This is a genomic window from Streptococcus mitis, assembly GCF_013305725.1.
Lineage (GTDB): Bacteria > Bacillota > Bacilli > Lactobacillales > Streptococcaceae > Streptococcus > Streptococcus mitis_BO.
In genome coordinates this window covers 1,056,018-1,072,685 of the sequence record NZ_CP047883.1, presented here as the reverse complement: position 1 = coordinate 1,072,685, position 16,668 = coordinate 1,056,018, and the positions used below count along the sequence as shown (strand labels likewise).

Below are 16,668 nucleotides of genomic sequence, written 5' to 3'. Positions count from 1 at the left end.
AATTCAGTATCGGCTTGTGGCTATCCCTCCACCGCTTATTATCACGGCTTCAACGGTACTGTGCCACTACTCTCACAACCATAAATGCACTTATTGTAGAAAAGGTTCTTTCAGACTTTTCATTTTCGATACAACTACGGTACTTTGTCGCTGTTACAGTCAGCTCCCGTATTGGTTGCTTTCCACGTTCCACATAACTTAGGATTGTTACCACTTAGGTCATTCCTTTAGCCCTGCAAGTATTATCTTCAAGACTTTTCTTAAGATACCTGTGTCCTGTAAACACAGAGGGTATTTCATACTAACAACTTTTACTTTACCCCACTTGCGTACCCATTAGTACACTGGTATTTCTACCAGCCATTCGTTTAGAGCTGTACATTCGGAATTTTGTCAGACCACTTATTTGGTCATTCTAACCATATGATAACCCCGCCCGCACTGTCACACACAACACCTACCTCTAGGTATCTTTCCTAGTATTTCTACTTTAGGGTGTGCTTCGCACGACTTCCCCGAGCTTATAACCTTAGTCGTCTGTATCCGACCAACGCTATTCGGAGTATTAGCGAATCCCCTTCAGGGCGTTACCCCATCATTTGAGATTTCAGTTATGCAGTTCTCTAAAACCACATTATTAAATTGTTTGTGACTTTAGGCTACGCTTTTGTCGGTTATTCCTACCGCTTTGGGCGTAGAACGTGTCACACTATTTGCGAACTCATCTAAATAGACTCTCACATGAAGAGGCAATTGACCCTTAAAATCAATATCTGCTTGTCTTGTTAGGGTTTGAAATACGGTTGAAAAAAAGAGGGCTGAAAGAAAGCGAAAGGTACTATCGTTATCTGGGATAACTAAGTAAACCATTGATTTTTCCTGGCCCCATGTCTTCATATCAAGGGTATCTCTTTTGGTCAAATCCATGACACTTTGAATATTGAAGAGGGCAAATTTAGCAGTGGTTACAGCTATAACAGAATCCAGAGTCTTATCCTTATAATTTTGGAAATCTGCCCAATTTCGCATGGTAAAATTTTCAGTCCCATACTTTTTAGCATAATTTTCAAATAGAATTTCTAAGACACTTTTTTCTTGGTTTTCACCCTTGGATAAGTGTTTAATGAGTTTTGAGATTTCCGCAAAACTTGGATAACGCCCTCGTTTTTTTCGCTCTTCCACTTCTTTTTTTTGACGTTTCAACAAGTTTTGGTATTCTGTTTGATTCAAACGACTTTCTTCAATGAGCTGTTCTCTTGTTTTAGGTGGGTTATAGAAATCGACCAAGTAGGAGGCTAAAGCTCGTACCAAAGTCATAGAAGCTTCATCCCAAAATGGATCACTACGGGATCCAGAGCCTTTGGTGTTATTGAAATAAACCGTCAGCATGCGATTCAAATCATTTTCTGTCTCTATATAGCGAAAAGGATTGAAGCCATCTGAGTTCTTCATATTAACTAGATCTAACACCTTTACTTGGTAGCCATGTTCTAAAAAGAGTTTGCCTGTCTTCTCAGCTAAGTGATCTTTAGGATCCACTACAATATTAGAACTATTCATCTGAATCAGATTGGGTTTCACAAAGCGAAATGTCTTCCCACTTCCTGAACCTCCGATCACCGCAATATTCTTATTTCTATCATATTGAGGTGGTTTTTTATCTAATAATGTCAAACGAACATCTTGTGCTAAGATCGTATCATGAGAAAATTCCTTACCGTAAAAAAACTTCTTTTCTTTTAGAGTTCCAAAACGGGCGCTCCCGTATTCTACCCCTTCTCGGTATTGTTTTTTACCAGTCTCTAGATAGAGATAAACCAGCAACATCGTCACAAAGCCTAGTAGAAAAAAAGCACTTGATTTTCCAGTAAAAGAAATATTCCATGGCGACTGAAGAACTTCATCTTGACCTTCCATCAGAAGATGAGTCCATTTATCTAATGTATTTCCAGTATAGGAATCATACAAAAGCGTCAAACGATGAAAGACATAGCCTAGTAAGATGCCTAACAGTGAGAATAGTAGGAATTTCTTTCCACTGTACATCATCTCACCATCTCTTTCTGTTTGACGGCCCCTTCTTGTCTAAAGGTTATTTGGGATTTAGCCTCATCAATTGCATCGTCTAATGACTGATCCATAGTAAAATCAGCTAATTTCTCCGGATCATTAACCATTTTTTCTAACAGATGGTCTAAATGATTGTCCAGAATCGAACGGTCTTTCGTGTAGAAATGTAGAGAATCCCCTTGCCAAGCGATGGCTAAAGGAATCTCTTCTTTTTCTAAAAAAGCTTTAAATTTCTCTATATCAATTGGTTTGTCTAAGAAATCTTTTTTCAGATTAATCGTATCAATCGAATAAGGAGATTGTAGCAATTCTTCTAATTTCTGCACCCCTATCTTATAGGCGGAATCCTGTGCTAAGGCCTGACGTCTAGACCATTCTAGAATCTTTAAGAGACTTTTTACAGTAAATAAAAGACTACGCTCTGCATATTGAACTGCCATTCGTTCCTGTTGTTCAGAGGACATCTGATGCCTCCTTCTTCACAAATAGCAGCTTTCCTTCTTTATAACGATAAGCTATCAATTTCTGACGTTGCTTAATTGACTTGACAACCTGCAGTAGATCTCTCGAATAAGGTTCTCGAAGAGTTACTTCTACTGCTTTCCCATCAAAGATACCAATACGTTTAAATTCAATGTAGTCTTTTTTGAGATGTCCTAAGCCCATACCAAAAGGAAAGTGATGAATCAATTGGATGGTACAACCACCTTTATTTCCCATTTGTTTCAAATCATACAAGTTTACTACCTTCATGATTAACTCCTTTATCTAGTTTGTCGCATCGTTTGAGTCTGGTAACGATAAACTCCGTGTCTGTTAGAAAATTCTCACACACGTCTTGTGCCAGTTGCCCTTCACAGGGAAATACTCTCAGTCCCTACTTACACAGGCACGCTAATCAAGACGGAGTGAATTCAATTTTCAAAGAACAGGTAGCTTTATTATAGATAAGAGTAGTTGAAATTTTTATCACATTTTTGAGGTTATTGGAATACAAAAGCAACTCACTGATTTACGAATGAGTTGCTTTTGTACTAAAATATTTGTTGCATAATTTCCTTAATAACCTGAACAGAGTTATCAAATGAGATATCTTTAGCATACTTAAATTGGCGTTGATAACGAATCCATAGCTCTTTCTGATAATCAGAAATTTCAATTCCTCTCACTTGTTCTTCCCAATTATAAATAGTATCTTTACTTTTACGTTTTTCTGCCGTATTTTCAAGTGCATTTTTTAATACTTTAAGATTAATCTCTTCTTTTCTAAGTTTATACAAGGTGAAAAGATCATATCGATCACGTGGGCGTGTCGAAGCTAATCCCCTACTAATGATCGTTTCTAACTTTTCAGCAAGTACAGTCTCTAGATTATATGTCCATATCTTGATGCTTTCATTAGTAAAGATAGAAGTCATTGAATAAGTAATTTCTCTTGGTGTGATTTTATCACCAGTAGTAATATCAATAAAAACAACCTCCTTTAATGTATCAAAAGTTGCATTTAATTTTAATGAAAATCCTCCATATTCATCATCTTGGCGAATAGGCTCTAGCTTATCTACTGAAAATGAAAATCCATCAGTTTTAGAACAAAGAATCTCTTCAAAGATATGAATCAAATTTTCTCTGCTCATTTCGGTTCCCTTCAGAGTGACATCTAAATCCATTGTGGTTCGCTTATCTAGTCCAATCATTTGACCTATTAGATACCCTCCTTTTACAATGAAGGAATCTCTATAAGAACTAGTAGAAATCAGCTTTAACACTTGCTCAATTAAATAATGTTGTTGTACTTGTTGAGCTGGAATTCCCTTATCTTTTGAAATGTTTTTGATTTTTGCTTTAAAGCTATTCGCATTTGAAAACATTAAGATAGTACCTCCGTATAAGATTGTAACTTATCAGTTACTTTAAATAGCTGGGCATAATAAAATAATTTGTGTAAATGAATTTTATTTTGTTGAAAATATTTTTTAAACGCTGGTGCAATAATTTGAAGATCCACCTTATGAACTGGTCTTAGACATTCAACCAAAACTCGTTCAACTTCATAAACTTTAATAAATTGACCAGGAAGGCGCTCTATTTCAATAATTCCTTCACTATAGTGAGAGCGTAAAATAATAGGACATATATCTGCTTCCTTAATGTTTTTGGTATTCGTACCATAAGGAAAACTCATCGTCATGTTAAAAGGGATAGTTAAAGATAAACCATGTAACCAAAGTGCTGTCTCCAAAGAAAAGATTCCCTTTGGAAATCGATGCTGAAGGACAAACCACTCATCTAAATAAATATCAGGTAAGCGATATAACCCTTTTTCTTCAGCATCGATTTTTCCTTCTGTAACCATTTTTAATAAGGTTTTGTAGTGTAAATTTTCATCTATTACTTGTTTAAAAGTTAAAAAACCATACTGATTAAAAGAGTTCATCAGTTTCTCTCTTTTATCAACCATACCATTCTCCCTTCTTAGAAATAAAATGCTAACACCTTCTACATATGTTAGCATTTTATTTCTTTAAAATCAATTCATTTAGTTTTTTATTTCAAACTGAATCTATAAGTAAGCCAGACCACCTATTATAAAGAAGAAGTAAGCCATGGACTAATAGGTTCTACTCCAAATGAAGCCCTAGAAATATTTCTAGTAAAAACATACAAACAGCAAGATAAAATGCTTGTCAAAGAAACTCTGATATGATTAACTTTCATAAAATTTCTCGATACAGAAATTCTTCAACAATACTCACATTGGTTAAGAAAAGAATAGTGATGTAACCATGATTTCAATTTTTAAATCATGATGGCCATTTCACCTTTCTTGCCTTAACTGGCTTAAATCGAATCTTATTAATAAGTCTAAGCTCTATTTCTCTACAATCTGTAACGGAGGTATCATTGATTTTAAGGCTTCTTGGAAAGTATTGATTTCCTTGTTCACGTGATAGTTCTACTGTATAACTAATACCATTACTTAATTTAAAGACTACAAAATAAATATGATCTCTTCTAAATCGGCTACCAACTCTTCTATTCAAAATGCCATCAGTTGTATAGAATTTACACTCCATTACATGTAACATTTGATAAAGCAACAAGGTTCCAACTATTTTGAATTTATTTTCGTTGAACCAACCATTATCAGCTTTATTCAGGCGTTCCAATGTCCAATCATCTTTTAATCCTTCAAAAATACTCCCTGCATTATTAGTTGGTAAATTAACATGATGTTCTCTAGATAATCCTAAAAGATGAGGAATGGAGGAATTTGGAACTGATAGAATAATTTTAGGACAGTTCTCCATATTTGTCTGATAAATATATTTGTACTGAGAAACATTTTTCTCAATAGTATTGGCCAAGCAATCCATCTTAACATTGACAATATCAATCTTTCCATCAAAAGTCTTTAGCCATTCCAAAGTATAAGTCATTTGAATTTTCTCCTAAAAAAGAGAAGGAAGCTCCTGCTTCCTTCTCTCCCACGTATTGAGTTTCACCTCACGCTAGATATGCCCTATCTGTTCCTCAAGGGTAGGCAGTCCTGCTATTCTTTTTCTCAACAAACAGTTTGAACTGAGAGCGGAGCCCACAGGCGGGTGCAGACCATATCCACTAGCCCACAAGTAATTATATCATTTAACTACCTTCATTATACGCAATTAGTCCATATTTGTCAACAATTACATTCATTATGAATATCTAAATAAATCAGGTCCTTTTTTTGAAAAGTTTGTGTTTGTATTTTGGCTTGGTTTTCGAATCAAAAAGAGAGAATCAAGTTGATTCCCTCTCTATGTTAGTTTTTCCTTACTTTCCCTATAGGAAAGCTAGGATCTATTAAAAACTTCTTTTTTATGTGAACTTCCCCATCTTTCGATAAATAGAATCCCCACTAACAAAAGGATAATCAGGCAAGGAAGTAAAACTAGCCCCATGTCCCAATTTAGATTGACATTATCAATTTGCTTAGGTAATCTTCCAGACAAAATCTCCACTGAACGTAAGTAAGTAAAGGGAATCAGATGTGCAATCCTTTGAAGAGGCTGAATTGTTTGGATGCCAAACAATAAGCCAACAATCCCAATGAGTGAAAGAAAGAGTACAGGCATTTTTTGCTTGAAAAAGTAAGCAATCAAATACACAACTTCCACAATGACGATAAAGGCTAAGAAAGCTAAGAACAAGCTAGGAAATAACACATCCTGTATCTTTCCAATAGTTACCTCTTGATTCGTTAAGTTATAAATCGGGTAGGGATAATCTAACTGTCCAAAACCACTTATCAGACTTCCCACTAGAAAAGAAAATCCACTGATTCCGATAAACAGCACAGTTACATAACCCACTCCAACTCCAAGAGAGGACATGGCAAATGCCACTTTTGAAAAAGGATATAACTGAGCTATGTCCAGATGATTTTGATATCTTTCTGCAAATAGTTGCGTTAGCATAAAAATAATAGCAATCACAAACAAGGTTGGGATAATAGCCTCTAAAATCCAGACAATCTGATCAATCCCGTGGGTCGGATAATCTAAATTGTGCGCTTTTATGTTCAAGGGATATAGGGCTTGGTAAATCTTTCGCTGGCGGTCAGCCCCCATTTTTAGTTCAGAGCTAGAAGTCGGGGTATTTGATATCTTTTCATAATTCTTCTCTTCATCTTGCCACTGCAAATAGTAGGCTTCTTTCCAGCGCCCTTCTTTTAATAAAGTCAGAATTTCTGTCTTTAGCGTCAAAAGATTTTTTTGCGATTCTAAATCACTTTTAGCAATTTGGTATTCCTCCGAGCTGGTGTCAGATATTTGAGAGAGTTTCTCTTTATATTCATTGATGACTCTCTCACGGTCTACAAGACGAGTTTCCAACTCGCTCTCCAAGCTGACTGAGTTTGCAGTCCGACTATTGAAATAAAAGGTAACACCGAGTACAGATACAAATAAAGCTAAGATAATCCAGTTTAAGCGACTTTTGAAAACTTTTTTCAATAAAAACAGACCAACATCTTTCATAAACTAAACCTCTTCTATCTGACCCTGATGAATGGTTACTACTCTATCGCAGACATCAACCAACTCTTCCTTATAGTGGGAACTTAAAAGAACCAGCTGCTCTTGTCTATCGATTTGTGCCAGTCTATCAAAAAACTTCTGTCGATAATACTCATCTAAGCCATTTGTAATCTCATCCATAAGCCAGCATTTCGCCTGACTCAGGAAATACATGGCAATCACCAAGCGTTGCTTCATGCCTAAGGAATACTTGCGAATGGGAAGGCTGATATAGTCAGGCATTTCCCAGTAATCAATTTCATCCCCCAAGTTTAGATCTGACTTCCAGATATTTTTTATAAGGCGAAGGTAGTCCATCCCACTTAAGTTTCCATCCAGCCATTCAACGCTCTCATAATAAAATAAAGAAGGAGGGACTGCGATATTTCCACTACTTATAGGAATTAAATTGCTAATGGCGCGGAACAGGGTCGTCTTTCCAGAGCCATTGATAGCAAGAACGCCATAAATACTGCCCTTTTCAAATGTAAAATCAACATCTTGTAAGATGACTTGTCGCGTTTTTAAGGTCACATGAGTAAGCTGCAACATATCTTGCCCTCCTTTTTATCATTCTTTAAGGATTAATAGCCTCCTCTGTAATGGTTTACTACCTCATAACGATCGTAGTTCCAGCCTCCGCCAACTATATACTCAGAATAGCTATAATAACGAGACCATTCCGGAATGACTTTATAGTAATGTGCATGGTAATTCATACTAGACTTATAGTAGGTATTCCAATCATAGCGATAACTTTTAAGAACTGTCTTAGCAGATACACTGGACTGAAAAAGACCAACAGATAACAAACTAGCTAATAAAACAACTTTTGCTGATTTTTTCATGGCTTCCACCTCACTAATATATTTACTTTCGAAAGCGCTTTAATTATATCATTTTTTTATTTGTTATGCAATAGTTTTTTTATTTGTTATGCAATAGTTTTTTTGTTCCGAAAAATCTCACACTAAACGCTAACAACTCGAATTTACTCTAAGACGACTCTGTTTTAGGGCTATGTGTCGTGCACTTTTTTCTGAGTCTTTTCGCTTTTGAACCCTTATATATCAAGAAAAAGAAAACCAGTGGAAGTTTGTCTAAGACGAATTTCCACTGATTTCACGCGTTTTTCTCATACTAAAGGCTAGGGTGTGGGAAACTGGAAGTTAGTTTTAGAAGTTACCTAAAAATCAGGTCACCTATTTTAAAAAAGCAGCAAACTATAAACTAGTAGGTTCCACACCAAATGTAGACCCATACTGCCCCATAAGTCCGATTTATAGCGTACCATCCCTAAAAACATTCCCAATGAAACATATAAACACCAAGCTAGAATGGTTCCTGGATGATGTACTAAGGCAAATAAAACACTCGTCAACGCAACTCGAATATCTAATTTTCTCACCAAATACCATATAATTTCTCGATACAGAAATTCTTCAACCATACTCGCATTGATTAAGAACAATAAAAATGAAAACCAAGGAACTTGATGTTGAAGTCCAATTAAGTTTGCTTGATTCGTGGTTCCTTGAGCATGGATTAGGCTAAAACATAGACTTATAATCAGTAGGCTAATGAATCCAATACCAAGCCATTTCATCCTAGATTTCATATTGACCTTATGAGCTTGTTTGCGTTGACCATACATCCATAAAAAAGAAATGAGTGACGCACCATAGAGAATCTCTAGTATAGTTAACTCACCGATACAAAGAAATTTCAGTAAGTATAGAGATACCAATAGGACATTTACTTGTTGGAATATATAAACTGGAATTATTCTTTTCATAGTTACCTCCGAAATAAATCTTCATAATCTAAATCTAATACCTGCACAATCCTCTCTACCCATGGACTTTGAGGCATTCGTTGTTCCATCTTGTAGTGGCGTATCTTTTGATACAAACGGTTCAATTCACTTGGATAGTGATACTCTCCCGCAAACATTTTTCTGGTTAACTCAATCCAGCTAATATTTCTTTCAGCCAAAATAATGGACAAGTTCTCCCAAAATCGTTCAGCCATATTGCTTCTCCTTTAGTTAGATAAATAATGTGTTTGTGCCATGTAAATCAATTGTTTCGTATCTCTTGGTAATAAAGCTCTAGCCTCCTCCAGATTCAGATTTGGATAAACTCGCTTATTTGAAACCGCAAGAGGAAGTCTGATGGTTAGTTCAGGATTTTTTAATATCATTTCGATGAAATCTGTTAATTTTAGGTTATCTCGATTCTTAAATCGTAATAAATTTGGAGATAAAAACTCAAAACAATCTGAAGAATAGCTCATCATCTCAATTAATTTGTCCTTTGTCATTTCAGAAACTGAATGACAAGATACCTCAATGCCATAGTTTTGAAAGAAGTCTAAAAGAAGTTGATTTCTATGGCTATTTTTACTTAGATAGAGATCAATCATGGGAGACCTCCCAAAGATTCGGTTCCATTTGATATTCTGAAACGATTAAGGAATCTAATAAATTTGAGAAGTTAACTGATTTCTTGTCTTCATCATAAGCTTTTACAGTTACTTGGGTTGTAAGTATTCCCTCTTTTCCCTCGGCTCGATAGCCTTGCCCATATAAAACAAAAACAAGATTATGATTATCATCCACAAAGGCATCGGCTCCGTTCTTTATATCCTGACTTTCAAGGAATTCCATAATGTTTTGAAGATAGGATTCATAAAATAGTGGGTAATTGTGTTTTTTATGGTAATAATCTAAAAATTTCACTTCAAACTCACATGGATAATTGGGCATCAAAAATATTTGTTCATCCAACTGCATCATTTCTGCATCATGTAATTCTGTTTCTAATTCATCACAATATAGTATTGACTCTTTATTTAACGCTTTCATCTTTTTCCTCTATTTCTTTTAATTTCTTTGCGATTGCGGCAATCACAGGAACGGTTACACTATTACCAGCTTGTTTATAAAGCTGACTATTACTAGAGACTTTTCTAGCAGCTTCAAAAGCCCAATCAGGAAACCCCTGCAAGCGAAAACACTCTTTAGGAGTGATTCGTCGTATCCTCAGACGGTAAAATTGTCCATTTATTAAAATACCAGCAACATGGTAAACTTGCTTATCTTCTCCTTCATAGCTAGCCACTACTACTCCCATTTGACCACTAGTTGTTAACGTATTCGCTATACCTTTGCCAACTCTACCACGACGATACTGAGAACCTGGTCTTTCCAAATTGATTGAATCTCCTATTTCTGCTTGAGCATATCCTTTTTTCGTTGCCTCTCGGACTTTTAGAAATTGGATTGGTTCTGGAATCAGTATTTTGGGGATTTTATCTCCACCTTGCATCGTAGTCAGTGTTGGAGATAGCCCCTCACTTCCATAGACGCGACCAGTTTCCTTAAAGCTAGTTGGTAAATCTCCAACAACGACAATACCATGGCGATCCTGAGTATTTAAAGTAAACATTGGCTCTTGATTATCCTTGAAACGTCTACCATTTTGTCTCTTTTCTAATCTGTCTGGTGTCATACAAGGAATCGCAACTTTAAATCCTTCTCCTTTTTCACGAACTAAGGTTGGCGCAAGACCTTCTGAATAATAGACTTTACCACTCATTCCACTTCTTGATGGATTTAAATTCCCTAGTGCTTTCAAAATCTCAGGGTTAGTTGCTTGACCTTCTCGTCTGAAAGGAAATAGGAGTCTGGTACCTTTCTTTCTAGAATGTCCGATAATAAACACCCTCTCTCTGTTTTGGGGAACGCCAAAATCCTTACTGTTAAGCACCTGCCACTCAACATCAAACCCCAACTCATCAAGTGTGGTAAGGATTGTGGTGAACGTCCGTCCCTTATCGTGATTGAGTAGGCCTTTAACATTTTCAAGAAAAAGAAAACGTGGTTGGATTTGTTTGGTCGCTCGAGCAATTTCAAAGAATAAAGTTCCTCTAGTATCTTCAAATCCCAATCGTCTTCCTGCGATTGAAAATGCTTGACAAGGGAATCCCCCACAGATGACATCGACTTTCCCTCTAAGTTTTTTAAATTCGTCATCTGAAACATCTCGTATGTCATGAAATTCTATTTCTCCTTCTGTTCGAAAAATGGACTTATAAGATTTCCTAGCAAATTTATCAATCTCACAAAATCCAATACACTCGTGTCCGACACTTTCCATTCCAAGTCTAAAGCCACCGATACCTGAAAATAAATCAATAAATCTCATTTCTTTATCCCCCCTTCCTGATCGACTATCAATGTCCAAAGTATCACACCACTTGAAATGAAAATGAGCATAACTAATATCCACTCGATTGGCGACATTTTAACCACCTCCTTTTCTAACACGGTTATTCCAAACAGAATACAGGCCATTAAACACAAATTCAGCCAAAACTTCCGCTCGTCTAACAAAGCGAACATTATCTAGAGCATACTGATAGATTCTCTCAAAATCAGTCATAGCAATTTCACTGGCTGTTTCAGAAAAACCTTCTCGTCTAAATTGATCTTGTACCAATCCCCAAATATAATCTCGATCATATTTTGTGACTTTTTCTACTTTTCTTTTCAAGATAGGTTGAGTATTCCTATCCTCCTCATCCTCAATAAATAAAGATTCAGTCTCACTATATTTAGTCTCACTAACTTCAGTCTCACTAGGGGCTAAATGTGAGACGGGGGCCGTATCATTTTCATCCTGCCCTAGTCTTTTTTTAACACTAGGCCTGTTTGAATTAGCTACTGGGGTAGAAGATAATTCCCCTAAATAAATCTTATTAGCTAGTCTTCCTTTCTCACTTGAAGACTGTTGGACTTCATCAATTAAGTCATATTCTTTAAGAATTTTTTTGATTGTCAGTAATTTCGACTTCGAACAACCTAATAGCTTCATCAGTTTAGAATTAGAAAATACTAAATAGACTGCTCCTTCTTCATCTATCCAACCACGACTGAGAGATAATTCTAAACGATCTTTTAAAATAGAATAAGCCACCTTTACTTCTAGTTTCATATCAATATATTTCTCATCCTCAAAAAGAATTTTAGGTAATTTATAATACCGTTCTGAAGTTTGGTATTGATTTGCGGTAATGCGTTTCATAGCGTCCCTCCAAGTTCTTTGAGTATTAAATCTCCACTTGATTCCAATCGAACCAAGCCACTTTTTTCTAATTCAGCCATAAGTGAGATGGCTTCAACAATATCTATTCCCATTTCACGTACTAAAAATGAAATGACAATATAGCGTGATGATTGTAATTCTTTTGTCATTTTTCCTCCAGAAAATAAAAAAACGGAAAGATTGTGAAATTCCTTTCCGTAACATAACAAATATTTGAACACCAAACTCAACACCAAAAAAATGTTTTTATTGATGATTATTGCTTAATTAAGCACTTATAACAATGTGAAAAATTAAAATCTAAAATAACAAAAACCCTTGGAATTCAAGGGTTTTAAGCATTTATTCTACTTCACAATGTTTTATTATTTTAAATCTTCTAGACCAACCATTGAATAGTAGCCATAATATATCTCCTTAGGATTGAAAAAAATTGTAAAAACGTTTTCTTTCTTATCCTCTATTCTATCATAAATTATTCTTTTTTGCATAAGCTTTTGTCTAGAAAAGCTATTTTATTAAGGAAAATTGAATGCAATCTCATTTTTAATATATTAACTTTCAGCGAATACCTATCTCTAATCCATGAGATTATTAAATATAAACTTAGTCGTATTGCATTCAATTAAGTTAATTAATCATCTGATAAAATAATCAAAATATATTTTTATGAAATATCATTTAGAAGTACTATTAAAACATACCTAATTTTATTTATGAAACTACCGGATAATGGTCTGATAGAAATAAAATTAGAGAAGACATTCTTGTCCTCTCCATCAACTTTTTATCACTCTACAAACAACTTCTCCAACTGTCTAGTTGCTGATTCAATCTCGTACCCGTTTTCAACTATCAGCTGCTTCACCTTTGGTGTATCAAGCTCTCGATGATCTCTGACAGACAAAATCTTATCTGCCCATTCTTCAAGAGAATCATTCAAAGACAGACTGTTATCATAGTTATTTAGTATCCTTGCGTCTGGTAAATGCTTTGCTGTTACAACAGGTAATCCATTGGCTTGCGCTTCAATGAGTACAATCGGTAATCCCTCAAAATTAGATGGAAAAAAGAAAACATCTAGAAGATTTAGCATTTTTCCGACATTAGTGGTCAAGCCTGTAAAGATGACTTTGTCTGCTACTCCATATTCTTTTGCCACATTTTCTAAAAAAGAAGTATCTCCTCTTCCGATAAATACTAAGCGAGAATTGGGTTCTTTTTTGACGATTTCAGAAAAAACCTTAACACAGAAACTTTGATTTTTTTGTTTTTCATATAGGCGAGAAACTTGTCCTACGACTAAACAATCTTCTGGAATATGATATTCCTTTCGAAGTTGGGCTTGCATTTCTTGATTATATAAAAACTTTTCTACCTCAATGGCATTATGAATCACTAAGGCTTTTTTTCTCTCTTGACCATGATAAAAATGGTTTAACGCTTCTGTTCCGCAGGCCCAAAAATCGGTCGCATATTTGCCGACAAAAAGACGATTGACTGGATGAACAAAGCGGTAAAATTTATCTGCTGTTGCACAATGTCCATGAACAATTCTTTTTTCGATTCCGTATTTCTTTGCTAATTTTAAAAATTCTAGATGAGTCAGACCATTTTGATTGGACCATAAAATATCATAACGATGAGCATTCTTCTTAAAGAAACTATCCCATTCCTTTAATGCCTGTTTCATATGAGGTCTTAACTTAGGGATTCTATGAACGACGAGAGGATTGTGGCAAAGCTTTTTAAAATGTTCACTAAATTCAACATCTTCAGAACCTTGTAGTAAAAATTCCAGTTCAAATTCAGAGGTATCGATATGATTATAAAAATCTACCACAATTTTTTCTAGTCCACCGATATCTGGAACTAAACCACAAACTAATATTCGTTTCATATTTTTACCACCTTATTTTTTAACTTTAATACTTTTTGAATCATTAGTATAATTTGTTTACCACCTTCATGATTTCTAAATAGGAAAACGTAACTACCCAATACTGTCAAATAAAGGACGATTTTGATGATCAAACCGAAAATGAAATCTAGCTGAGTTAAGACTAAGTTATCCAGCAAACTCAAAAGTAGGAAGCTCATCCCTGCGACAGTGAAATCTTGTAACAATGTTTTAAAAAAGTCCTTAGAGGAAGCTTTCAATCCATACTTAAAGGCGCTATATGGTTCATACCATGTACAGGCCAAGACTGTTGAACAAATTGTACCCAATAAAATTCCAGATACCCCTAAATCTAAAATCGCTAAAAAGTACAGTGAAAGAATTATATTTAATATAATTTCTGCAAGGGTTTTTTTATTTTGCTCATAACTTAAGCCATAAACTGAAATCAACGTTAGAATCGGTCTTCTATAAAAAGTTAGGAAAAAATGAAGGACGATCAAAATCTCAATCGTATAATTAAATGAAAAACTCTCACCTAACCAGATAGTCATAAATGGATGAATGAACATTAAATAACCTAAGCTAGCAAAATAAATCAGGCTAAAAGTAATAAACTGGAATTTTTTTAGGAATTTAACCATATCTGCTACTGTCGTAGATTCCGAATGGACTAAGTTACCTACGGAAGAAACAACTGAATTAATCACAGTATTTAAAATCAGTGAAAGAAATCCTAAAACATAGGTATAATTCCCATAAATACCTATAGCTGCTAAGCTGACAAAACTTGCCATTAGAATACTGTCTGTTTGAAAAACAATCGTTTCTCCAATACTACCGACTATATTTCCTTTGATATTTCGGATAAATTTTTCTTTTTCCTCCTGATTAATGGGTGTTATGTCATTCTTAAACAAGTAACCATACAATCTATCTACAATCCCCGACATGATGATATTCCCTATAAAATTCATGATGATACTGATCAATAGATAAAAGATATAATTTTTTGTAAAGAATAAAATTCCGATTTGCAAGCATACACGAAGCGTATTTAATCCAAAGTCAATCAAAGTCATCATATAATTACGCTGATCGACATAAAGTAAGGTTCGTTTATAGGAGAAAAAATAGCTTGAAGCAGAATTAAATACAAAGAGGAAAAAAATCAAATATAATTCACTATTTACCGTATAATCCTTTATCATATAAGGAAGAAATAAAGAAAGTATAGCACCCAGTATAAAAATAGAAAAGCCAATGATTCTATATAATTTTTTGAAAAGAATCATAAAGGCATTGATTTTTCCATGTTCTTCTCTGTCTAAGGGTCCATATAGTGCATAGCTCATGGCTCCAGCAACCCCTAATTCTGCCAAAGACAGGATAGAAACTAAGCTAGACAAATAATTGTTTAATCCTAGATAGGTTACCCCAAGTAAATTGATAAAAATAGTTCGATTGATAAAGCCAAGAAGGACTTGAAAAGGTTGCAATGCAAGAGCTATACTTGTATTTAAGGTGGCAAATTCGGTTCTACTTTTTTTCGTGTATTTCATCTATTCCTTTAATTTTCCTTGTAAAAGTTGATCGAGATAACTCTCTGGAAGAACTTCTTCTTTCTTGATTTTATAAGTCGTTTTCAAAATCGGTGTTGTTTTCAACACTTCTTCCCATTCTTTTTCATCAAAAAGATCATGGACATGGCCTCTTAAAAACCAAACACGCTCAGCTGGTGCTAGAATAGGTAATCTATCCACTAATTCTTTAAATTCATGATTTGATTCATATTCGGACAAAATAAAATAATCCATCATCAGGTAATGAATAAAAACTGGGTATTTACGAACATAGTAAAGATATAAATCCCGAATATGTTTGAAATGAGATCCTCCTTTTTGTCCTGCCAGGAAAAAACCTGACCATTTAAAATCACCAATCGTTCGCTCCATTTGCTCAGGATATGTCGGTGGATGATTCAAACTAAAAAAGTCCCATTCAAACATTTTTATCGTGGCGTATGGAGATACAAATAAGGTTGCATCCATCCATATTCCACCGTATTGGTATAAGAGACTAAAACGAATAATATCGGAATAATGCGCAGCTGATAATTCTTTTTTCTTGTATTTTTCGGTGATGTTTCTTGGAATATTGATGAAATCCGCCAGATTTTCATCCGTCAACAAGTAGAATTCACAGTCATTTCTTTTGGCGAAGTCTTTTATGGTCTTCATTGAAGCCTGGACCGTCTCAGGCATTTGAGCTTCTCCCTGTTGCCACATTGTCCAAATTATTTTCGGAAATTCTGTTGTTTCTTCCTCTTTTTCATTACTCGAATCAACTAGTTGTGCTTCTTTTCTTAATTTTAATACAAAATCCAAAAGAATCTTTCTACGAAAATCATAAAACATCTTGTCAGATTTTTGTGCAAAAAAGTAAACACATGTTAGTTTAAGGCCATAATATTTTAAAATTTGACGATAGCGAGTCATTTTTTTTTGTAAGATTTGTAGTTTCATAAACT

Annotated in this window: 18 protein-coding genes and 1 pseudogene; all 19 read right to left on the bottom strand. The window is 34.8% G+C overall.

The genetic code is table 11. The features are described from left to right. Positions 1-711 precede the first annotated feature (711 nt). Positions 712-2,046: pseudogene (locus tag M594_RS05330) on the bottom strand (VirD4-like conjugal transfer protein, CD1115 family); the annotation flags it as partial. Continuing rightward, positions 2,046-2,534, bottom strand: coding sequence for a hypothetical protein (locus M594_RS05325; RefSeq protein WP_004264119.1), 489 nt, complete (start codon positions 2,532-2,534; stop codon positions 2,046-2,048). The pseudogene M594_RS05330 and the gene M594_RS05325, both read right to left, overlap by 1 nt. Continuing rightward, the gene (locus M594_RS05320) at positions 2,524-2,823 is read right to left on the bottom strand and encodes a hypothetical protein (RefSeq protein ID WP_173876157.1); all 300 of its coding nucleotides are present in this window, start codon (positions 2,821-2,823) and stop codon (positions 2,524-2,526) included. The genes M594_RS05325 and M594_RS05320 overlap by 11 nt, the downstream gene beginning before the upstream one ends. Positions 2,824-3,104: 281 nt before the next feature. Then, on the bottom strand, positions 3,105-3,941 hold the full coding sequence (locus tag M594_RS05315; protein ID WP_173876156.1) for a nucleotidyl transferase AbiEii/AbiGii toxin family protein: 837 nt from the start codon (positions 3,939-3,941) through the stop codon (positions 3,105-3,107). Next, positions 3,941-4,531 (bottom strand): type IV toxin-antitoxin system AbiEi family antitoxin domain-containing protein, encoded by a 591-nt coding sequence (locus M594_RS05310; RefSeq protein ID WP_049544663.1) that lies wholly within the window; start codon positions 4,529-4,531, stop codon positions 3,941-3,943. The genes M594_RS05315 and M594_RS05310 overlap by 1 nt, the downstream gene beginning before the upstream one ends. Before the next feature lie 343 nt (positions 4,532-4,874). Then, positions 4,875-5,510, bottom strand: a complete 636-nt coding sequence (locus tag M594_RS05305; protein WP_049544662.1) for a hypothetical protein — start codon at positions 5,508-5,510, stop codon at positions 4,875-4,877. A 396-nt stretch (positions 5,511-5,906) separates the two neighbouring features. After that, positions 5,907-7,091 carry a hypothetical protein gene (locus M594_RS05300; RefSeq protein ID WP_173876155.1) on the bottom strand — a complete coding sequence of 395 codons (1,185 nt, stop codon included), beginning with the start codon at positions 7,089-7,091 and terminating at the stop codon, positions 5,907-5,909. 3 nt (positions 7,092-7,094) lie between these two features. After that, positions 7,095-7,682 (bottom strand): ATP-binding cassette domain-containing protein, encoded by a 588-nt coding sequence (locus tag M594_RS05295; protein ID WP_173876154.1) that lies wholly within the window; start codon positions 7,680-7,682, stop codon positions 7,095-7,097. 32 nt (positions 7,683-7,714) lie between these two features. Next, positions 7,715-7,978: a hypothetical protein gene (locus tag M594_RS05290; protein ID WP_173876153.1), complete on the bottom strand. Its 264-nt coding sequence runs from the start codon at positions 7,976-7,978 to the stop codon at positions 7,715-7,717. Between the two features lie 359 nt (positions 7,979-8,337). Then, entirely contained in the window at positions 8,338-8,925 is a 588-nt protein-coding gene (locus tag M594_RS05285) for a CPBP family intramembrane glutamic endopeptidase (protein ID WP_173876152.1), read from the bottom strand. 2 nt (positions 8,926-8,927) lie between these two features. Next, positions 8,928-9,161, bottom strand: coding sequence for a transcriptional regulator (locus M594_RS05280; RefSeq protein WP_070481918.1), 234 nt, complete (start codon positions 9,159-9,161; stop codon positions 8,928-8,930). Positions 9,162-9,173: 12 nt separating this feature from the next. Then, positions 9,174-9,554: a hypothetical protein gene (locus M594_RS05275; RefSeq protein WP_002933252.1), complete on the bottom strand. Its 381-nt coding sequence runs from the start codon at positions 9,552-9,554 to the stop codon at positions 9,174-9,176. Then, a complete protein-coding gene (locus tag M594_RS05270) occupies positions 9,547-9,996 on the bottom strand; it encodes a hypothetical protein (RefSeq protein WP_042751129.1) in 450 nt (149 codons plus the stop codon). The genes M594_RS05275 and M594_RS05270 overlap by 8 nt, the downstream gene beginning before the upstream one ends. Then, positions 9,980-11,338 carry a DNA (cytosine-5-)-methyltransferase gene (gene dcm / locus M594_RS05265; protein WP_173876151.1) on the bottom strand — a complete coding sequence of 453 codons (1,359 nt, stop codon included), beginning with the start codon at positions 11,336-11,338 and terminating at the stop codon, positions 9,980-9,982. The genes M594_RS05270 and dcm overlap by 17 nt, the downstream gene beginning before the upstream one ends. Positions 11,339-11,437: 99 nt before the next feature. Next, a complete protein-coding gene (locus M594_RS05260) occupies positions 11,438-12,217 on the bottom strand; it encodes a replication initiator protein A (RefSeq protein ID WP_173876150.1) in 780 nt (259 codons plus the stop codon). Further along, on the bottom strand, positions 12,214-12,387 hold the full coding sequence (locus M594_RS05255; RefSeq protein WP_153014420.1) for a hypothetical protein: 174 nt from the start codon (positions 12,385-12,387) through the stop codon (positions 12,214-12,216). Before M594_RS05255 ends, M594_RS05260 begins: the two co-directional genes overlap by 4 nt. Before the next feature lie 641 nt (positions 12,388-13,028). Next, positions 13,029-14,138, bottom strand: coding sequence for a glycosyltransferase (locus M594_RS05250; RefSeq protein WP_173876149.1), 1,110 nt, complete (start codon positions 14,136-14,138; stop codon positions 13,029-13,031). Beyond that, positions 14,135-15,700, bottom strand: coding sequence for a lipopolysaccharide biosynthesis protein (locus tag M594_RS05245; RefSeq protein ID WP_173876148.1), 1,566 nt, complete (start codon positions 15,698-15,700; stop codon positions 14,135-14,137). The genes M594_RS05250 and M594_RS05245 overlap by 4 nt, the downstream gene beginning before the upstream one ends. Next, a complete protein-coding gene (locus M594_RS05240; protein ID WP_173876147.1) occupies positions 15,701-16,663 on the bottom strand; it encodes a capsular polysaccharide synthesis protein in 963 nt (320 codons plus the stop codon). It lies immediately after the preceding gene. Between the last annotated feature and the right edge of the window lie 5 nt (positions 16,664-16,668).